The sequence below is a fragment of the Microbacterium sp. M3 genome (genome assembly GCF_033548675.1).
Classification (GTDB): Bacteria; Actinomycetota; Actinomycetes; order Actinomycetales; family Microbacteriaceae; genus Microbacterium; species Microbacterium arthrosphaerae.
This window is the reverse complement of record NZ_JAWTZT010000002.1, coordinates 182876-202796: the sequence shown is the minus strand read 5'-3', so window position 1 is coordinate 202796 and position 19921 is coordinate 182876. Positions and strand designations below refer to the sequence as shown.

At 71.2% G+C, this 19921-nt stretch carries 18 protein-coding genes; 5 read left to right on the top strand and 13 right to left on the bottom strand.

What is annotated here, in order from left to right; all coding sequences use genetic code 11:
- Nucleotides 1-6: 6 nt before the first annotated feature.
- The 11 genes from R8Z57_RS06230 to sufB are packed head-to-tail and all read right to left on the bottom strand — an operon-like array spanning nucleotide 7 to nucleotide 10602.
- Nucleotides 7-828, bottom strand: coding sequence for an ABC transporter ATP-binding protein (locus R8Z57_RS06230; RefSeq protein WP_318352916.1), 822 nt, complete (start codon nucleotides 826-828; stop codon nucleotides 7-9).
- Nucleotides 825-1844, bottom strand: coding sequence for a FecCD family ABC transporter permease (locus tag R8Z57_RS06225; RefSeq protein ID WP_318352915.1), 1020 nt, complete (start codon nucleotides 1842-1844; stop codon nucleotides 825-827). The genes R8Z57_RS06230 and R8Z57_RS06225 overlap by 4 nt, the downstream gene beginning before the upstream one ends.
- Complete coding sequence (locus tag R8Z57_RS06220) at nucleotides 1841-2851, bottom strand: FecCD family ABC transporter permease (RefSeq protein ID WP_318352914.1); 1011 nt, start codon at nucleotides 2849-2851, stop codon at nucleotides 1841-1843. The genes R8Z57_RS06225 and R8Z57_RS06220 overlap by 4 nt, the downstream gene beginning before the upstream one ends.
- Entirely contained in the window at nucleotides 2848-3792 is a 945-nt protein-coding gene (locus tag R8Z57_RS06215) for a siderophore-interacting protein (protein WP_318352913.1), read from the bottom strand. Before R8Z57_RS06215 ends, R8Z57_RS06220 begins: the two co-directional genes overlap by 4 nt.
- A gap of 46 nt (nucleotides 3793-3838) precedes the next feature.
- Nucleotides 3839-5239 (bottom strand): MFS transporter, encoded by a 1401-nt coding sequence (locus R8Z57_RS06210; RefSeq protein WP_318352912.1) that lies wholly within the window; start codon nucleotides 5237-5239, stop codon nucleotides 3839-3841.
- A gap of 55 nt (nucleotides 5240-5294) precedes the next feature.
- The gene (locus tag R8Z57_RS06205; protein WP_318352911.1) at nucleotides 5295-6461 is read right to left on the bottom strand and encodes a MalY/PatB family protein; all 1167 of its coding nucleotides are present in this window, start codon (nucleotides 6459-6461) and stop codon (nucleotides 5295-5297) included.
- 58 nt (nucleotides 6462-6519) lie between these two features.
- On the bottom strand, nucleotides 6520-6849 hold the full coding sequence (locus R8Z57_RS06200) for a metal-sulfur cluster assembly factor (RefSeq protein WP_318352910.1): 330 nt from the start codon (nucleotides 6847-6849) through the stop codon (nucleotides 6520-6522).
- Between the two features lie 9 nt (nucleotides 6850-6858).
- The gene (gene sufC / locus R8Z57_RS06195; RefSeq protein ID WP_318352909.1) at nucleotides 6859-7653 is read right to left on the bottom strand and encodes a Fe-S cluster assembly ATPase SufC; all 795 of its coding nucleotides are present in this window, start codon (nucleotides 7651-7653) and stop codon (nucleotides 6859-6861) included.
- 16 nt (nucleotides 7654-7669) lie between these two features.
- A complete protein-coding gene (locus R8Z57_RS06190; RefSeq protein WP_318352908.1) occupies nucleotides 7670-7999 on the bottom strand; it encodes a non-heme iron oxygenase ferredoxin subunit in 330 nt (109 codons plus the stop codon).
- On the bottom strand, nucleotides 7996-9183 hold the full coding sequence (gene sufD / locus R8Z57_RS06185) for a Fe-S cluster assembly protein SufD (protein WP_318352907.1): 1188 nt from the start codon (nucleotides 9181-9183) through the stop codon (nucleotides 7996-7998). Before sufD ends, R8Z57_RS06190 begins: the two co-directional genes overlap by 4 nt.
- Entirely contained in the window at nucleotides 9184-10602 is a 1419-nt protein-coding gene (sufB, locus tag R8Z57_RS06180) for a Fe-S cluster assembly protein SufB (RefSeq protein WP_318352906.1), read from the bottom strand.
- 257 nt (nucleotides 10603-10859) lie between these two features.
- Here sufB and R8Z57_RS06175 point away from each other — a divergent pair, with 257 nt between their 5' ends.
- Complete coding sequence (locus tag R8Z57_RS06175) at nucleotides 10860-11834, top strand: COX15/CtaA family protein (RefSeq protein WP_318352905.1); 975 nt, start codon at nucleotides 10860-10862, stop codon at nucleotides 11832-11834.
- A 92-nt stretch (nucleotides 11835-11926) separates the two neighbouring features.
- Nucleotides 11927-12418: a hypothetical protein gene (locus R8Z57_RS06170; protein ID WP_318352904.1), complete on the top strand. Its 492-nt coding sequence runs from the start codon at nucleotides 11927-11929 to the stop codon at nucleotides 12416-12418.
- Nucleotides 12419-12539: 121 nt separating this feature from the next.
- Here the strand turns inward: R8Z57_RS06170 and R8Z57_RS06165 are convergent, their stop codons facing one another.
- Nucleotides 12540-13412, bottom strand: coding sequence for an endonuclease domain-containing protein (locus tag R8Z57_RS06165; RefSeq protein WP_318352903.1), 873 nt, complete (start codon nucleotides 13410-13412; stop codon nucleotides 12540-12542).
- Nucleotides 13413-13780: 368 nt separating this feature from the next.
- A complete protein-coding gene (locus tag R8Z57_RS06160) occupies nucleotides 13781-14722 on the bottom strand; it encodes a heme o synthase (RefSeq protein WP_318352902.1) in 942 nt (313 codons plus the stop codon).
- Between the two features lie 335 nt (nucleotides 14723-15057).
- Here R8Z57_RS06160 and tkt point away from each other — a divergent pair, with 335 nt between their 5' ends.
- The 3 genes from tkt to R8Z57_RS06145 are packed head-to-tail and all read left to right on the top strand — an operon-like array spanning nucleotide 15058 to nucleotide 19919.
- Nucleotides 15058-17160: a transketolase gene (gene tkt, locus R8Z57_RS06155; RefSeq protein WP_318352901.1), complete on the top strand. Its 2103-nt coding sequence runs from the start codon at nucleotides 15058-15060 to the stop codon at nucleotides 17158-17160.
- Nucleotides 17161-17178: 18 nt separating this feature from the next.
- Complete coding sequence (gene tal / locus R8Z57_RS06150) at nucleotides 17179-18300, top strand: transaldolase (RefSeq protein WP_318352900.1); 1122 nt, start codon at nucleotides 17179-17181, stop codon at nucleotides 18298-18300.
- Nucleotides 18297-19919, top strand: a complete 1623-nt coding sequence (locus tag R8Z57_RS06145; protein ID WP_318352899.1) for a glucose-6-phosphate isomerase — start codon at nucleotides 18297-18299, stop codon at nucleotides 19917-19919. The genes tal and R8Z57_RS06145 overlap by 4 nt, the downstream gene beginning before the upstream one ends.
- Nucleotides 19920-19921 lie beyond the last annotated feature (2 nt).

The following is a 19921-nucleotide window of genomic DNA, read 5'->3' as shown; positions in this document are numbered from 1 at the left end:
GTCGCGTCAGGCCTCGTCCGCGGCGGCGTGGGCGCCACCGGGCACGGGGATGACGAGGGGGGTGGAGGTGAGGGGGTCGGGCATGACGAGCGCGTCGAGGTCGAACGCCTGCGAGACGACCTCGCGGGTCAGCACCTCGGCGGGTGCACCGTGGGCGACCACGCGGCCGCCGCTCATCACGATGAGGTCGTCGGCGTAGCGGGCCGCCAGGTTGAGCTCGTGGAGCACGACGACGATCGTGGTGCCGTCGGTGCGGTTGAGCGTGCGCAGCAGGTCGAGGACCTCGATCTGGTGGCTGAGGTCGAGGAACGTCGTGGGCTCGTCCAGCAGCAGCACCCGCGGCTCCTGGGCGAGCGCCATCGCGATCCAGACGCGCTGGCGCTGCCCACCGGAGAGGTCGCCGACCGCGCGATCGGCGAGTGCGACCACGCCGGTCTTGGCCATGGCGTCGTCCACGCGCGCCGTGTCGGCGGCGCTCCAGCGCTGGAAGACGCTGCGGTGCGGGTGACGGCCGCGTGAGACCAGCTCGGCGACGGTCAGCCCGTCGGGCGCGGTGGGATGCTGCGGCAGCAGGCCCACGCTCTGCGCGAAGCGCCTGCGGGGCAGCGTCGTGACGTCGACGCCGTCGAGCTCGACGGTCCCGGCCAGCGGGGCGTTCACGCGCGCGAGAACGCTCAGCAGCGTGGACTTGCCGCACGCGTTGGCGCCGATGATCATCGTGATGCGGCCCGGCGCGAAGTCGAGGTCGAGGTCCTCGATGACGCGGCGACCGGGATAGCCGGCGGCGAGTCCGCGTGCGCTCAGCCGCGGTGCGGGTGCGGAGGTCACAGGTTTCGTCCTTTCGACGTCGCGAGGAGCCACAGCAGGAACACCGCGCCGATGGCGCCGGTCACCACGCCGACGGGCACGGAGATGCCGGGGATGGCGAACTGGGCGATCAGGTCCGCCGCGGCCAACAGCGCGGCGCCGATCGCTGCACTGGTGCCCACGCCGATCGCGCCATGCCCGAGCAGCGGTCGCGCGATCGCCGGTGCGCAGAGGGCGATGAACGCGATCGGACCGACGAACGCGCAGGTGACGGCGGTCAGGACGACCGCGGTGAGCACGGTGACGAGGCGGACGGTCGAGGCGCGCACACCGAGCGAGGCCGCGGTCTGCGCCCCCATCTGCGTGATGGGGAGCCAGCGCGCGCACACGACGACCGCGGGGACCGCGAGCAGCACCACCGCCAGGACGGTCGCGACGTTCCACCACGGCGTCGAGGAGAGGCTGCCAGTGAGCCAGATGAGCGCCGCCTGCGCGAGCTCCACCTGGGCGCGGACCATCAGGTAGTTCGTGATCGCCACCGTGAGGAAGGCGACCCCGACGCCGGCGAGGATCAGCCGGTACCCGCCGTCGGCACGGTGCCGCCCCGCCAGAAGCAGGAAGGCCGCGACGACGATCCCGCCCGCGAACGCGGCGACAGCCAGCAGCGGACCGCCGATCCCCAGGACGAGGATGCCGAACACGGCGGCAGCGCCCGCGCCGCCGCTGATGCCGAGCAGGTCGGGGCTCGCCAGCGGATTGCCGAGCAGCGACTGCAGCAGGGCGCCGGCCGCGCCGAGTGCGGCACCGACGACGAGGGCCATCACCAGGCGCGGTGCGCGCACCTGGAACACGACGTACGACTGCAGCCGGTCTCCGCCGCCCCAGAGGGTGTTCCACAGGTCTGCGGGCGCGATCGGGTAGTCCCCGACCGAGAGCGACACCGTCGCGATCAGCGCGAGCGCCAGCAGCACCGCCGCGATGACGACGGTCCGCCGGCGGCGCACGCGCGCACGGATCTCGAGCACGGAAGCCGTCACAGCGTCACCCTCCCCGGCCGCAGGACGAGCGAGATGAGCACGGGGGCGCCGACGAACGCGACGACGAGACCCGCCTGCACCTCGCCGGGCGGGGCGATCACACGGCCGAGGACGTCGGCCGCGAGCAGCACGACCGCTCCGGCCGGCGCACCGATGGCGAGGAGCCAGCGGTAGTCGCCGCCCACGATCGCACGGAGCGCGTGGGGCACGAGCAGGCCGAGGAACACGATCGGCCCGGCGATCGCGGTGGCGCTGCCGCAGAGCAGCACCGTGGCGACGATGCCGAGCGTGCGCGTGCGGGCCACGCTGTGGCCGAGGCCGGTGGCCGTCTCGTCGCCGAGCGCGATGAGGTCGAGGCCGCGGGCGGAGCCGAAGGCGATCACGGCGCCGATGGCGATCGGCAGCACGACGACGGCGACGGTGTCGAGACCGCGCGTGGTGAGGCCGCCCACCTGCCAGTACCGGAACACGTCGAAGGCGGTGATGGAGGTGGTCAGCACGAGGGTCGTGACCGCCGTGAGGCCGGCGGTCACCGCGGCTCCGGTGAGGGCGAGCTTCGCCGGGCTCGAGCCGTCGGGGCCCCGGGTGCCGATCACGGCCACCACGATCGAGGCGATCGCCGCACCGGCGAAGGCGAACCACACGAAGCCCGACGGCGAGGTGATGCCCCACAGTGTGATGGCGGCGAGCACCGCCACCGACGCGCCGGCGTTGACCCCGAGCAGTCCGGGATCGGCGAGCGGGTTGCGCGTCAGGCCCTGCATGAGGGTGCCCGCGAGCGCGAGCGACGCCCCCGCGAGGATGCCGATGACGGTGCGCGGGATGCGCTGGGTGAGGACGACGCTGTGGTCGGCGAGCGACATGTCCGGACGCAGCAGCGCCTCGATCACCACCCCGGGAGCGACCGGCCGCGCGCCGATCATGAGGCTCACGACGACCATGATCAGCAGCAGCGCGATCGCGATGAGCATCAGGAGGAGCCCGCGCCGGTCGCGAGCGGTGCTCATTCCTGTCGCTCGGACTGACCGAGCCGCCAGTACCCCATGAAGGCCACGCGCTTGCGGTCGACCCCGCAACCCTGCACGAGGTGGCGGCGCAGGCCCTTGATCGTGGCCGCCTCACCGGCGATCCACGCGTAGAACTCCCCCTCCGAGTCGTCGGGGCTGTCCCACAGCAGATCGGTGTCGACGTCGACGTCGCTCAGCTCCTGGCGCCGGGGCGCCGCGGCGCGGGCCAGCACGTCGCCGGCGGTCGCCGTCCACGCCGTCACCGCTTCGGTGAGCGCAGCACCGTGGTCGCGGTCGTCGCGCGGCAGCCAGGTCACCCGGAACGAGTCGGGCACGTCGAGCGCCAGGGCGTCGGCGCCCGTGGGCACCTCGATGAACGCGTCCACGTCGTAGGACTCGTCCAGCGACTCCAGGATCGACCCGATCGCCGGCGCGGCGGTCTCGTCACCGGCGAGCATGACGCGCCCGGCGGTGCCGGGGTGCCAGTCGAGCCCGAGTCGGTAGCCCTCGCTGCGCTGGTCCGGTCCCACGATGACGATCTCCTGGCCCACGGCTGCGCGCTCGGCCCAGCTGCCCGCCGGTCCGGCGTCGTGGTGGACCACGAAGTCGACCAGCAGGCGGCGCGCCGCCGGGTCCACGCGACGGACGGTGTACGTGCGCAGGGGGCTGCGGATCTCGCTCGGGATCTCTCGCCATGCCGTGTACCAGTCGCCGGCGTCGATGCGATCGGGATCGTGCTGGCCGATGTCGCTGAGCGTCCCATCCGCCAGCGGCAGGATGAGCTTGAGTCGCTGGTCGAGGCCGGCCGTGCCGAAGACCTCGAAGTCGGGGCCGGTGAACGCGACCCGCACGAAGTGGGGCGAGAGCCGGTGCACGTCCGCCACTGTCGCGGCATAGGGGCGGTACGCGGGACGCGTGCTGACGGCACTCGAGGAGGTCACCCAGTAAGGATAGGCTTACCTCGCAGTCGACCCAAAATCGGGACCGTCATTGTGTGACGCTCCCCTGCCGCTCCGTTCGCGGCGCCTCGTGCGCGTGGCCGAGCCGCAGCCCGGGGATCAGGGCACCGACCGCCAGCAGCACAGCGATGCCGAACACGGCCGGGAATCCGGCATCCGTCCCCACCAGGGCCGTGAAGACGAGCCCCATCACCGCGATCGACGACGCCGACCCGACCGCGTCCGAGATCGACAGCGCCGAGGAGTTGAAGCCCTGGTTCTGCGGGGTCGAGTACGCGAGGGTGAGCACGGTGAGCCGCGGGTACATCAGGCCCATGCCGCCGCCCGCGAGCCCCCACCCGGCGACGAGCACCGCCGGGTGCAGTCCGAGCAGCGCGGTCGCGGCGGCCGCGACGAGCGCCCCGACCAGCAGCGCCGTGCCTGCGAGCGTGATGCGGGTGTTGCCGATGCGATCCCCGTAGCGCCCCTGCACGTCGGCGGCGGCCGCCCACGCGAGCGCAGCTGCAGTGAGGCCGAGTCCCGCCCAGGTCGGCGAGAACCCGTACCCGTCGATCAGGAGGTACGGCACGTAGATCTCGGCTCCGAACAGTGCGCCGGCGATGAGACCGCGCATCAGCACGACGCTCGGCAGGCCGCGCGCCGCCCGCAGCGTGCCGCGCGGCAGCAGCGGTCGCGACGCGAGGGCGATGACGACGACGGATGCCGCGACCGCCGCCCACGCCCAGCCCTCGAGCTCGCCGGCGAGGCTGAGGCCGAGTGCGCCGACCGCGACGGCGACCGCGCACGCCAGGCGCGGGGCGATCCGCGTCGTGGCCGGCTCGTCGGTGCGCAGCGGCAGCCCGTGGAGTCGCGCGATCACGAGGGCGAACGCGACCACGGTGAGCGCGGCCACGCCGAGAAAGACCCAGCGCCAGTGCAGGAACTCCGTGACCGCCCCGGCGAGGAACGGCCCGATGAGCGAGGGCACGACCCACGCGGCCGAGAACGCGGCGAACACGCGCCCGTGGAGCGCACTCGGGTACACCCGTGCGACCACGACGTACAGCGCCACCGTCTGGCCGCCGGTGCCGAGCCCCTGCACCAGCCGCCCCGCGACCAGCATCGGCATGGTGAGGGCGAGCCCGGCGATCAGCAGCCCGGCCACGAAGAGCACCACCGACGTCGTCAACGGGGCGAGCACTCCACCACGGTCGCACCACGCCCCCACCGCGACCATGCCGATGACGCTGGTCGCCAGCGTCCCGGCGAAGGCCACCGCGTAGAGGCGATCGCCGTCGAGGTCGGCGCTGACGACCGGCATCACCGTCGTGACGGCGAGCGACTGGATCGCGGCGAGGAAGATGAGCGCGACGGCGCCCACCGTCACCCAGACGAACCGCGCTCCCCAGACGCCCGAGGCTTCTGCGTCGACGGCGCTCCGGGAGGTCATCCGGCCAGGCTAACCCGTCCGCAGGTCGTCAGGGCGTCGGACAGCGCTCGCGCGGTCAGCCGCCGGCGAGAGCGCCGATCCGCTCCACGGCCTCGCGCAGCAGTCCGGGATCGCAGCCGAAGTTGATGCGGACGTGTCCGCGGCCCTCCGTGCCGAACAGCGGTCCGTGGTGCAGCGCCACCTTCGCCTCTCGCAGGACCTTGACGGCCGGATTGTCGCCCCACCCGTACGCGGAGAGGTCGACCCACGCGAGGAAGCCCGCGTCGGGCGGGAGATAGCGCGCCTGCGGCACGTGCTCGGCGAGCAGATCGGCCAGGAGAAGGCGGTTGGCGTCGAGGGCGGCCAGCAGGCTCTCGAGCCATTCGTCGCTCTCCGGCGAGTAGGCGGCGACGTTCGACAGTGCGCCGAACAGCCCCGTGCGCCACTCGACCTCCGCCGGCAGTGCCCGCAGCACCTTCGCCTGCGCCTCGCCACCGCCGACCATGACCGCGCACTTGAGTCCGGCCAGGTTGAACGTCTTGCTCGCGCTCGTCACCGCGTATCCGACGCGTCGCGCGGATTCCGAGGCGGCGAGAAACGGCGTGAACGGCGTCTGCCCGTAGGCGAGCGGTCCGTGGATCTCGTCGCTGACGACGGTGGCCTCGAAGCGCTGCGCGATGTCTGCCAGCGCGGCGAGCGTCTCGGCCGAGTGCACGGTGCCGGTCGGGTTGTGCGGATTGCACAGCAGCACCGCGCGGGCGCCGCCGGCGAGGGCCGCCTCCACGCCGAGGAGGTCGATCTCCCAGCCCGCCTCGCTCGCGACGAGGGGCACCCGCTCGACGACGCCGCCGGCCTCCTCCACGGTGTCGTAGAACGGCGGGTACACCGGGGGCATCACCACGACGCGTTCGCCGGGCTCGATGACGCGCCGCAGGATCTCGACGACGCCCATCATCACGTCCCCGGTCCACGACACGTGCGACGGGTCGACGGTCCAGCCCCACCGCCGCCCCGCGAAGCCGACGAAGGCCTCGCGCACGCCCGGGTCGGGCGGCGTGTAGCCGGTGTCGCCGAGCTCGACCGCGCGCGTCAGCACGCGGGTGACCGCGGGCGCCAGCGCGTAGTCCGTCTCGGCGACGAAGAAGGGCAGGACGTCCTCCCCGTACTTCCGCCACTTCGTGCTCGTACGCTGACGCAGCTCGTCGATGGAAAGGGCCTGCAGCGGGGTGACGGTGACGCTCACCCGAGAAGCCTAACGAGCGAGGTCGCGCCGCTGCCGTTGTGCGTCCCCGTATGAAGCGTCAGATGGCGAAGCCGAGGGCGCGCATCATGTCGCGCCCGTCGTCGGTGATCCGCTCCGGACCCCACGGCGGCATCCACACCCAGTTGATGCGGAACCGCTCCACGACCTCGTCCAGCGCCTGCGCGGTCTGCTCCTCGAGCACGTCGGTGAGCGGGCACCCCGCGGAGGTGAGGGTCATGTGGATGACCAGCGCGTCGTTCTCGTCGTCCCACGCGAGGTCGTAGATGAGGCCGAGGTCGACGACGTTGATCCCGAGCTCCGGGTCCATGACGTCCTTGAGAGCCTCGGTCACCTCGTCGTACTTCTCGGGGGTGAGCGTCGCCGTCATACGCCGATCCTACGCTTCGCTGCCCACGGGGGCGTCGGCCGGCTCCTCTTCGCCCTCGGGCAGGAAGCGGTCGTACCCCTCGTCCTCGAGGCGGTCGGCGAGCTCCGGGCCGCCCTCCTCGACGATGCGCCCGTTCACCATCACGTGAACGAAGTCCGGCGCGATGTAGCGCAGGATGCGGGTGTAGTGCGTGATGAGGAGCACACCGAGGTCGGTCTCGGCCTTGGCGCGGTTGACGCCCTCCGACACGATCTTCAGCGCGTCGACGTCCAGGCCCGAGTCGGTCTCGTCGAGCACGGCGATCTGCGGCTTGAGCAGCTCGAGCTGCAGGATCTCGTGGCGCTTCTTCTCGCCGCCCGAGAAGCCCTCGTTGACGTTGCGCTGCGCGAACTTCGGGTCCATGCGCAGGTTCTTCATCGAGGACTTGACGTCCTTGGTCCAGGTGCGGATCGAGGGCGCCTCGCCGTCGACGGCGGTCTTGGCGGTGCGCAGGAAGTTCGTCACCGTGACGCCGGGGATCTCGACCGGGTACTGCATCGCGAGGAAGAGTCCCGCGCGCGCCCGCTCGTCGACCGACATCTCGAGGACGTCCTCACCGTCGAGGGTGATGGAGCCGCTCGTCACGGTGTACTTCGGGTGACCGGCGATCGTGTACGCCAGCGTCGACTTGCCCGAGCCGTTGGGGCCCATGATGGCGTGGGTCTCGCCGGTGCGGATCGTGAGCGTCACACCGTTGAGGATCGGGGTGGTGCCGGCATCCGTCTCGACCGTCACGTGGAGGTCGCGGATCTCGAGGACAGACATGTGTTCAGTACCTTCTTCAGTTCACTTCGAGCTTGACGGCCGGGTCGATGAGCACGTCATCGCCGTCGACGGTGACCGCGAACACCGGAACCGGCTCGTACGCGGGGAGGTTGAGGGGCTTGCCGGTGCGGAGGGAGAACGCCGAGCCGTGCGCCCAGCACTCGAGCGACTCGCCGTCGACGAAGCCCTCCGAGAGCGAGATGTCGCCGTGCGTGCAGACGTCGCCGATCGCATGGACCTCGCCGTTCGAGTCGAGCACGACGGCGATCGCGACGCCGTCCACCTCGACCCGCCGGGCCTCGTCCTGCACGAGGTCGCTCAGGGCGCACACACGCTCCGCGGTCATCGGCCGGTCTCCTTCGCCAGTTCTTCCTCGATCGCGGCGAACAGCTCCGCCTCGAGGGCATCCACACCGATCTTCTGCACGATCTCGGCCAGGAAGCCGAGGACCACGAGGCGTCGCGCCTCATCCTCGCGGATGCCGCGCGCCTGCAGGTAGAACAGCTGCTCGTCGTCGAAGCGCCCGGTCGCGCTCGCGTGACCGGCGCCTCGGATGTCGCCCGTCTCGATCTCGAGGTTCGGGATCGACTCGGCGCGCGCACCGTCGGTGAGCACGAGATTGCGGTTGGCCTCGTACGAGTCGGTGCCCACGGCATCCGGTCCGATGAGGACGTCGCCGATCCAGACGCTCCGCGCGGCCTCGCCCTGCAGGGCGCCCTTGTAGAGAACGTCGCCGGAGGTCTCGGCGCCCTTGTGGTGCAGGTACACCTGGCTCTCGAGGTGCTGACCCGAATCGGAGTAGCTGAGGCCGTAGAGCTCGGCGCGCGATCCGGTGCCCGCGAGCTCGACGCTCGGGTTGACGCGGACCACTCCCCCGCCGAAGCTGACCACGACGTGCCGCAGGGTCGCGTCGCGCTCGACGCGTGCCTGATGGGATGCCGCGTGCACGGCGTCGTCGTCCCACTCCTGCACCGACACGAGCGTGAGATGGGCGCCCTCGCGCACGATGATCTCGACGTTCTGCGCGTGGTGCGCCGTGCCGGTGTGGCGGAAGACGATCGTCGCGTGCGAGTTCGGCTGCGCCTCGACGACCACGTGCGCGTGCGCCAGGCCGCCGGTGCCGGTGAGCGAGACGACGATCGGCTCGGCGTACTCGACGCCGGCCGGGATGCGCAGCAGCGGCGCCTCGGACTCCTGCTTCCAGGCGATGGCGCTCGGCAGGTCCTCGGGCCGGAAGACCTCGCCGCGCGGCGCCGAGCCGGCGGTGAGGCGCTCCTGCACGAGGCTGTCGGGCGCGTCGACGTCGACCTCGATCACGCCGTGGGGGCCGGCCTCGTCGGCGAAGAGGGGCTGGAGCTTCGCGATGGGCGTGTGCTTCCAGTTGACCTCGCGGCCGGTCGGCGCCTCGAAGGCGGCGGGGTCGAACGACCAGGAACGCTCGGAGCGGGTCTGCACGGGCACGAATGCACCGGCGCCATCGGAGTGGCCCTTCGCGCCGGGAATGGTGGGGGCCTCGGTGGTGGGGCTCATCTAGCCGACGGATCCTTCCATGCCCATCTCGATGAGCTTGTTGAGTTCGAGCGCGTACTCCATGGGCAGCTCGCGGGCGATGGGCTCGATGAAGCCGCGCACGATCATGGCCATGGCCTCGTCCTCGGGGAGGCCGCGGCTCATCAGATAGAAGAGCTGCTCCTCGCTGACCTTGGAGACCGTGGCCTCGTGGCCGAGCTGCACGTCGTCGACGCGGATGTCGATCGCCGGGTACGTGTCGGAGCGCGAGATTGTGTCGACCAGCAGCGCGTCACAGCGGACCGTGTTGGCGGAGTGGTGCGCGTTGGCGTCGACGCGGACCTCGCCGCGATAGCCGGCCCGACCGCCGCCGCGGGCGATCGACTTCGAGACGATCGACGACTGCGTGTACGGCGCCATGTGGATCATCTTCGCGCCGGCGTCCTGGTGCTGGCCCGGACCGGCGAAGGCGACCGAGAGCGTCTCGCCCTTGGCGTGCTCGCCCATCAGGAAGATCGACGGGTACTTCATCGTGACCTTCGAGCCGATGTTGCCGTCGATCCACTCCATCGTCGCGCCCTCGTGCGCCACGGCGCGCTTGGTGACGAGGTTGTAGACGTTGTTCGACCAGTTCTGGATCGTCGTGTAGCGCACGCGGGCGTTCTTCTTCACGATGATCTCGACGACGGCCGAGTGCAGCGAGTCGCTCTTGTAGATCGGCGCCGTGCAGCCCTCGATGTAGTGGACGTACGAGTCCTCGTCGGCGATGATCAGCGTCCGCTCGAACTGCCCCATGTTCTCGGTGTTGATGCGGAAGTACGCCTGCAGCGGGATCTCGACGTGCACGCCCTTCGGGACGTAGACGAACGAGCCGCCCGACCACACCGCCGTGTTGAGCGCGGCGAACTTGTTGTCGCCGGCGGGGATCACGGTGCCGAAGTACTCCTCGAAGAACTCGGGGTGCTCGCGCAGCGCGGTGTCGGTGTCCATGAAGATGACGCCCTGCTGCTCCAGATCCTCGCGGATTTGGTGGTACACGACCTCGGACTCGTACTGCGCGGCGACGCCCGCGACCAGACGCTGGCGCTCGGCCTCGGGGATGCCGAGCTTCTCGTACGTGTTGCGGATGTCTTCGGGCAGCTCTTCCCAGGAGCCGGCCTGCTTCTCCGTCGACCGCACGAAGTACTTGATGTTGTCGAAGTCGATCTCGCTGAGATCGGCGCCCCACGTGGGCATCGGCTTGCGCTCGAAGAGCTGCAGGCCCTTCAGCCGCGTCTTCAGCATCCATTCCGGCTCGGCCTTCAGCGCCGAGATGTCGCGCACCACGGCGTCGCTGAGACCCCGCTTCGCGCTCGCACCTGCGGCGTCGGCATCGTGCCAGCCGAACTCGTAGACACCCAGGCCTTCCAGCTCCGGGCGATCGATCAGCACATCAGACATCGTCACGTTCTCCTCCGGGTCCTGGCGGTGTGATCCGTCCCGGCATCCGAATTCTCCGGTGGAGATACCGGAGGGGGGATGCCGCTTCTCGGGCCCTCTCAAGCGGCGCCGACCATCGCGCCTAGAATGTCAGTGGTGCGCAGCGCGTGAGTGCGCGCGCAACCGACCCCTCGATTCTACAGGTTCCACCCCGGCACGGGCGCGCCGCGTCCGTCATATGCGGCGCTCGGAGCCTCTGCCAGGAGGCGAAGACCCGCATGTCCGCGCAACAGACCACGACCACCGACGCGAGCGTCTGGCAGCGCTTCTGGGCGTGGCTGCCCGATCACGTCGACCGGCGGATCCGCGTCTTCGCATGGCTGTCGTTCATCGCCGAGGTGACGATCATCGGCACCGGCGGCGCCGTGCGGCTCACGGGCTCCGGTCTCGGCTGCCCGACCTGGCCGCTGTGCACCCCCGAATCCCTGGTGCCCACTCCCGGGATCGACGAGGGCATCCACTCCCTCATCGAGTTCGGCAACCGGCTCATGACCGGGGTCGTGGGCCTCATCGCGCTCGCGGTGTGGATCCTCGTGCTGAAGCTCCGCAAGGAGCGGCGCGATCTCTACGTCCTCTCCGTCGTCGTGGTGGGCGGTGTCGCCGCGCAGGCGATCGTGGGCGGCATCACGGTGCTCACGGGGCTCAACCCGTTCATCGTCGGGTTCCACTACGTCTCGTCGCTGGCGCTGGTCTGCGTCACCGCGGCGTTCCTCGTGCGGATGTCGCAGCCTGCCGGGCCCTGTGCACTCCTCGTGCCGCGCTGGCACGCCGTGCTCGTCCACGTCACGAGCCTCGCGATGGCGCTGACCATCGCGTTCGGCGTGCTGACCACCGGCGCCGGCCCGCACTCGGGCGACGCCGAGGCGGGCCGCAACGGGTTCAACGCCGGGGTTCTCGAGCACGTCCACGCGTGGCCGGGGTATGCCCTCTTCGCCCTCACCGTGGTGCTGCTGATCGCGGGCTGGCGCGCCCGCGCGGCCGCACCCGCCCTGCTGCGCTGGACGCTGATCCTGCTCGCCGTCGAGCTGGTGCAGATCGCGGTGGGCCTGTACCAGGCGCGCAACGGCCTGCCCGAGCTCGCGGTGGGCGTGCACATGGTGCTCGCCGCCCTCGCGGCCGCCACCATGACCGTCGTGGTGCTGCAGCTGAAGGCGCCGGTCGCTGTCGCGACGGAGCGCGTCGCGCACAGCTGATCCATAGCAACCGGATTGGCGCCGCACGGGGTCTGGTGCGAGGGTGGATGCCGCGACCACCCGGGTCGCGCATCCGGAGGAGTGATCCACACATGCCCACCCGTCCCCGCCTTATCAGCAGCATCCCGTTCTGGGGCCTTCTCGTCGTCTCGCTGGCGACGATCGCCGGTGGCTGGTACATCACCACCGACAAGCTCGGCACCATGACGACGACGCTGACCGACGGCAGCGCGACCGGTGTCGACGTGTACGTCGGCCAGTCGATCGCCCAGCTCGGCTCGATCCTCATCGGCGCCGGCATCCTCGGTGTGCTGCTGACCCTCGCTGTCGCCGCCCTCTCGACGCTCCGTCCGCACGCGCCGGTCGAGGTCGTCGAGCCCATCGACTGGGCCGCCGACGCCGACGAGCGCGACGCCGTCGCCGCTCCGGCCGTGGCCGCCCCGGCCGTGGCCTCTCCGGCCGCCGCGGCGTCCGCCGTCGCCGCCGAGCCCACCGCGCAGTCCGAGAACCCCGACATCGAGGTCGCGAGCGACACCCCCGCGCCGGCCGCCGCCTCGAGCGAGCGGCCCGACGCCGCCCGCTGACCGCGATCCACCGCCACGAAGTCGGAGATCGACCGCCGATCGGAGCGCCGCAGCGCCTGCGCACCGACCCCCGGGAGATCTCCGACTTCGTGGCGTGCAGGGCAGTGCGGACCACGCGTCATCACGCACGGTGCAGCCCCTGTGCGACCGCCTGCATGATGACGGACTGCACGAACGGCCAGTCCGACAGCAGCTGGTGGTAGCCGAAGCGGAACACCGTGTAGCCGCGCAGCCGCAGCAGCGCGTCGTGGGCGATGTCGGACTCGCGCTGCGCACCCACGTGGTGCCCGCCGTCGATCTGCACCACGAGCCGGTCGCCGATGAGATGGTCCACGGGTCGCCCGAGGATCCACACCTGGGCCAGGATCCGCACGCCGAGCCAGCGCAGTCGGTCCGCGAAGATCGTCTCGAGGCCCGAGTCCGCGAACGACTGCGCCTGGTCGCGCAGCGCCCGCGCCGCGGGGCCGAGCGGCAGGCGGGCGAGCTCGTCCCGATCGACCAGGTCCTTCCGCAGCGCCGACTCCCAGATCGCGAGCGCCGCCTCCCGCGGCTGACAGCCGGCGACGAGCGAGAGGACGTTCTCGATCGGGTCGACGAGGGCGTCCGGATGCCGCGGCACGAGCGGTTCCGCCCAATGCACCGTCATCGTGGCCGGCCGGCCCCCACGCGCGTGAGGGCTGACCGCGACGTGGGGCCGATCCTCAGCGAGGACCCAGAGCCCCAAGCGGCGCGCCGCAGTCACACACGTGAGGAGCACCCCGCCGCGTGCCGCCGCGACGACATCGGCATCGGCATCCGAAACCGCCACCCAGTCGCGCGCCACCCGCACGAGGGATCCCCGCTCGAGGGCGCGTCGCACATAGTGACGGGAGTGCCCGTCGCGCTGCAGCGTCGACGCGCGGGCCACGCCGCCGCGTGCTCGCACCGCGAGGGTGATCTCGCGCTCGGAGCGCTCCCCGCGCTCGGCCGCTCGTCTGCTCCGGTCATCCGACACCGCCTCAGAATGGTCCGCGGCGCGATGCCGCCGTGGCTCGGGCGGGCACATTGTGCAATGTCGCGTCGGCCTAGGCGCTGTGGAGGAGGCTCACCGACGCGCCACAACGTCGGAGATCTCCACGATGTCGGAGCGGAAAGCGCCGGAGCGCCCGAGCCCGCGTCGATCTCCGACCTCGTGGCGCGCCAGCCGCCGAGTTCGGGCTCCCCGCTGTGCCGCACCGCTTCAGCGCACGGCCTGTGGAGGAGCCTCACCGACGCGCCACAACGTCGGAGATCTCCACAAAGTCGGAGGGAAGCGGCGCGGAGCGCCCGAGCCCGCGTCGATCTCCGACCTTGTGGCGCGCCAGCCCAACGCCGCCAGCGAGCTCAGAAGGGCAGCAGCGGGTCGACCGCGATCGCGACGAACAGCAGCGTGAGGTAGGTGATCGACGCGTGGAACACACGCATCGGCCGCGGCTCGGTGCCGCGCACCGCGCGGTTGTAGAGCACGTGCGACTCGTAGATGAACCAGCCGCCGAACACGACCGCCGACACCGTGTACACGAGCCCCATCCCGGCGACGGGGATGAGCAGCAGCGAGCACACGACCGTGGCCCACGCGTAGAGGATGACTTGGAGGCCCACCTGCGAGCCCTCGCGGGTCGCGCCGAGCATCGGCACGTCGACCCCTTCGTACTGGTCCTTGTACTTCATCGACAGCGGCCAGTAGTGCGGCGGGGTCCACAGGAACACGAGGGCGAAGAGGATCACCGGCGGCCAGGCGAGCGCGCCCGTGACGGCGGTCCAGCCGATCAGCACCGGGAAGCAGCCCGCGATGCCGCCCCACACGATGTTCTGCTCGGTGCGGCGCTTGAGGATCATCGTGTAGATCACGACGTAGAAGAAGATGGCGGCGGCCGACAGCGTCGCGGCGAGCCAGTTCGTGGTGACCCACAGCCACACCGTCGAGAAGACCGCGAGCGACCACGCGAAGATGAGCGCGCCCCGCGGCGACACCTCCCCCGTCACGAGAGGACGGTTCACGGTGCGCTGCATGTGCGCGTCGATGTCGCGGTCGAGGTACATGTTGAACGCCGCGGCGGAGCCGGCGCTGGCCGTGCCGCCGATGACGGTGGCGATCACCAGCCAGACGTCCGGGAAGCCGCCCTGCGCGAGGATCATCACGGGCACCGTGGTGACGAGCAGCAGCTCGAGCACCCGCGGCTTCATCAGCGCGACGTAGGCGCGGACGGTGCGGCCGAAGCTCTGACGGGACCGTCGGGATTCGTCGACGGATGCCTCGGCCCCGGCCGTCTTCGTGATGTCCATGGCCCCCGCAATCGCCGCCGACAGAATCCCCCCAAGTCTATGGCATCGGCGTGTCGCGGCCGGCCGCCGCGAGACGGCGGGACGAGCCGGAGCCGATCACATCGGCGGCGGCGGCCGCGTGAGCAGATCGTGACGCCCGCGACACCGGCACGTCACCGACGGCGACCGGGGCTTCGCAAGACTCTGTCACATAGACCTCCGCATGGCCTCGGCGGCATACCGCTTCGCTATGCTGAAACCACGCGCGCCCGCCGCCGATTCCCCCTTCTCCATCCGGACAAGGGCCGCGAACCGGCATCGTTCTCGGGCGCACCTCCTCTGTGAAAGGCGGCCCGGTGTCGGAACTGCGTTGGGAAGAGATCGATCGGCGCGCGGTGGACACCGCACGCGTGCTCGCGGCGGATGCTGTGGAGAAGGTCGGCAACGGCCACCCCGGCACCGCGATGAGCCTGGCGCCGGCGGCGTACCTGCTCTACCAGCGCGTGCTGCGTCATGACCCCGCCGACACCGACTGGCTGGGCCGCGACCGGTTCATCCTCTCGGCGGGCCACTCGTCGCTGACCCAGTACGTGCAGCTCTACCTCGGCGGGTTCGGCCTCGAGCTGGACGACCTCGAGGCGCTGCGCACGTGGGGCTCGAAGACGCCGGGTCACCCCGAGTACGGGCACACCAAGGGCGTCGAGATCACCACCGGACCGCTCGGCCAGGGTCTGGCCTCGGCCGTCGGCTTCGCCTACGCGGCGCGCTACGAGCGCGGGCTGTTCGATCCGGACGCCGCCGCGGGCACCTCGCCGTTCGACCACTTCGTCTACGTGATCGCCGGCGACGGCGACCTGCAGGAGGGCGTGACGTCCGAGGCGTCGTCGCTGGCCGGCCACCAGGAGCTCGGCAACCTGGTCGCGATCTACGACTCGAACCAGATCTCGATCGAGGACGACACCAACGTCGCCTTCACCGAGGATGTCGCGAAGCGCTACGAGTCCTACGGCTGGCACGTGCAGGTTGTGGACTGGAAGAAGACCGGCGAGTACGTCGAGGACGTCGCCGAGCTGTTCGCGGCGATCGAGGCCGCGAAGGGCGAGACGGCGAAGCCGTCGCTCATCATCCTGCGCACCATCATCGGCTGGCCCTCGCCCGGCAAGCAGAACACCGGCAAGATCCACGGCTCCGCGCTCGGCGCCGACGAGCTCGCCGCGACGAAGAAGGTGCTCGGCTTCGACCCCGAGCAGTCCTTCGCCGTCGCCGACGACGTCATCGCGCACACCCGTGCGCTCGCCGACCGCGCGGCCGAGGCGCGTGCCCAGTGGCAGGAGTCGTTCGACGCGTGGGCGGCGGCCAACCCCGAGCGCAAGGCCCTGCTCGACCGCCTCGAGGCCGGCGAGCTGCCCGGGGACGTGGCATCCGCCCTCCCCTCGTTCGAGGCGGGCAAGGACGTCTCCACGCGCGCCGCGTCGGGCCTGGTCATCAACGCCCTGGCCGCCGAGCTCCCCGAGCTGTGGGGCGGTTCGGCGGACCTCGCCGAGTCGAACCTCACCACCATCAAGGACGCGAAGTCGTTCATCCCGGCGGAGTGGTCGACCCACGAGTGGTCGGGCGACCCGTACGGCCGCGTGCTGCACTTCGGCATCCGCGAGCACGCGATGGGTGCGATCGTCAACGGCATCAAGCTGCACGGGCCGACGCGTCCGTTCGGCGGCACGTTCCTGATCTTCAGCGACTACATGCGGCCCGCCGTGCGTCTCGCGGCGCTGATGGACATCCCGTCGATCTTCGTGTGGACGCACGACTCCGTCGCCCTCGGCGAGGACGGCCCCACGCACCAGCCGATCGAGCAGCTGGCGACGCTGCGCGCCATCCCGAACTTCACGGTGGTGCGCCCGGCCGACGCGAACGAGACCGCCGCCGCGTGGCTCGAGATCGTCCGCCGCCAGGGCGGGCCGTCGGGCATCGCCCTGACGCGCCAGAACATCCCGGTGTTCGAGCGCGGCGACGGCGAGGCCTCGGGCGACGTCTTCGCTTCGACGGCCGGCGTCGCCAAGGGCGCGTACATCCTCGCCGAGGCCCCGGGCGGCGCGCCCGACGTCATCCTCATCGCGACCGGCTCCGAGGTCCAGCTGGCGGTCGCCGCCCGCGAGACCCTCGCCGGCGAGGGCGTGAACGCCCGGGTGGTGTCGGCTCCGTCGCTGGAGTGGTTCGACGAGCAGGACGAGGAGTACCGCGAGAAGGTGCTGCCCGCCGCCGTCAAGGCCCGGGTGTCGGTCGAGGCCGGTTCCGCGCTCACGTGGCGCGGCATCGTCGGCGACGCCGGCCGCTCGGTCGCCATCGACCACTTCGGCGCGTCCGCCGACTACAAGACCCTGTTCCAGAAGTTCGGCATCACCGCCGAGCACGTCGTCGAGGCTGCCCGCGAGACCATCGCGGCCGCGTCGGCACAGTAAGCACGAGGAGAAGGCAGCATGAGCACCCCCACTGAGAAGCTGGTCGCCGAGGGCGTGAGCATCTGGCTCGACGACCTGTCGCGCGAGCGCATCACCTCGGGCAACCTGACCGAGCTCATCTCGACGCGCAACGTCTCGGGCGTCACGACGAACCCGACGATCTTCCAGGGCGCGATCGGCGGCGGCGGCCACTCGTACGCCGACCAGATCGCCGAGCTCGCGAAGGCGGGCGCCTCGGTGGACGACGCGATCTTCGCGGCGACCACCGACGACGTGCGCGACGCGGCCGACATCTTCCGTCCGGTCTACGACGCGACCGGCGGCGTGGACGGCCGCGTGTCGATCGAGGTCTCCCCCGACCTCGCCCACGACACCGAGGGCACCATCGCGCAGGCGAAGCAGCTGTGGGCCTCGGTCGACCGCCCGAACGTGCACATCAAGATCCCCGCCACGAAGGCGGGCCTGCCGGCGATCACGGCGGTGCTCGCCGAGGGCATCTCGGTCAACGTGACGCTCATCTTCAGCCTCGAGCGCTATGCCGAGGTCATCGAGGCGTTCCTCGCGGGTCTGGAGCAGGCGCAGGCGAACGGTCACGACCTCTCGCAGATCCACTCGGTCGCGTCGTTCTTCGTCTCGCGCGTGGACACCGAGGTCGACAAGCGCCTGGTCGCCATCGGCACCGACGAGGCCGAGGGCCTCAAGTCGCTCGCCGGCGTCGCCAACGCCCGTCTGGCGTACGAGCTGTTCGAGAAGGAGTTCGCGACCGACCGCGCGAAGGCGCTGACGGAGGCCGGCGCTCACGTCCAGCGCCCGCTGTGGGCCTCGACGGGCGTCAAGGACCCGAACCTCCCCGACACGCTCTACGTGACCGAGCTCGTCGCCCCGGGAACCGTGAACACGATGCCCGAGAAGACGCTGCAGGCCACCTTCGACCACGGCCAGATCGCCGGCGACACCGTCACCGGCACGTACGAGGCCGCACACAAGGTCTTCGCCGACCTCGCCGCCGTCGGCGTCGACTTCGCCGACGTCACCCAGGTGCTGGAGGACGAGGGCGTCGAGAAGTTCATCGCCTCGTGGCACGACCTGCAGGGCACCGTGAAGACGGCGCTCGAGGACGCCCTCCAGGCGACCCGATGAGCTTCGACATCCACCTGAGCGGTCGCGTCAAGTCGGTCGTCGAGGCGACGCTTCCCCAGCTGGTGGCGAGCCTCGTGGCGTCGGGCGTGACCGCCGGTGACGAGACCCTGTGGGGTCCCGCGGCCGAGGCCGAGGCGTCTCAGCGCCTCGGCTGGGTCGAGGCCGTGAGCGTCTCGCGACCGCTGGTGCCCGAGATCCTCGCCCTCCGCGAGCGCCTCGCCGCACGCGGCGTCACGCGGATCGTGCTCGCGGGGATGGGCGGCTCGTCACTGGCCCCCGAGGTCATCACGCAGACCGCCGGCGTGCCGCTGGTGATCCTCGACTCGACCGCTCCCGGCCAGGTGCTCGCCGCCATCGACGGCGACGCCGAGAGCGGCGACCTGACGCGCACCGCGCTCGTGGTCTCGTCGAAGTCGGGATCGACCGTCGAGACCGACTCGGCCAAGCGGGCGTTCGAGGCCGCATTCCGCGACCTGGGCATCGACCCCGTGGAGCGCATCGTGGTCGTCACCGACCCGGGCTCGCCGCTGGACGAGGCCGCGCGCGCCGACGGCTACACCGTGTTCAACGCCGACCCCACCGTGGGCGGGCGCTACTCGGCGCTCACCGCGTTCGGGCTCGTTCCCGCCGGTCTCGCGGGAGCCGACATCGCGGAGCTCCTGGACGAGGCCGAGGCCTCGTCGCTCGAGGTGGCGATCGACAGCCCCGACAACCCGGCGCTCGTGCTGGCCGCGGCGATCGCCGGCGGCGAGCCCCGCAAGGACAAGCTCGGGCTCGTCACCGACGGCACCCACATCGTGGGCCTGCCCGACTGGATCGAGCAGCTCGTCGCCGAGTCCACCGGCAAGGGCGGCACCGGCATCCTTCCCGTCGTCCTCCTCCCGGTCTCGCCCGAGATCGACGCGAAGCCCGCCGATCTGCAGATCGTGCGTCTGGTCGACGAGGCGAAGCAGTTCCACCTGTTCGAGCACCACGAGGGCGAGGTGCTCGTCAGCGGCTCGCTCGGCGCGCAGTTCGTCGTGTGGGAGTACGCGACCGCCATCGCCGGACGCATGCTCGGCATCAACCCGTTCGACCAGCCCGACGTGGAGTCGGCGAAGGTCGCCGCCCGCGGGCTGCTCGAGGCGCGTCCCGAGCTGACCGAGCCGGCGTTCGCGGTCGAGGGCGTGGAAGTGCGCGTCTCGGACCCGTCGCTCGCCGCCTCCGGGACCGTCGCCGGCGTGCTCGACGCCCTCTGGTCGCGCCTGGATGCCGACGGCTACGTGGCGATCCACGCGTACGTCAACCGCCTCGAGCTGCCGCAGCTGTCGGGGCTCCGCGAGCTCGTCGCCGCCGACTCCGGCCGGCCCACCACGTTCGGCTGGGGCCCGCGGTTCCTCCACTCGACGGGCCAGTACCACAAGGGCGGCCCCGCGAACGGCGTGTTCCTGCAGATCCTCGAGCAGACCGACGTCGACCTCGAGATCCCCGACCGCCCGTTCACCTTCGGCCAGCTCATCCAGGCGCAGGCCGCCGGCGACGCGGCCGTGCTCGCGCAAGGCCACGGCCGTCCCGTGGTGACCCTCACCCTGACCGACCCCCAGATCGAAGTGCTGTCGCTCTTCGAAGCGGCCCAGTAGGA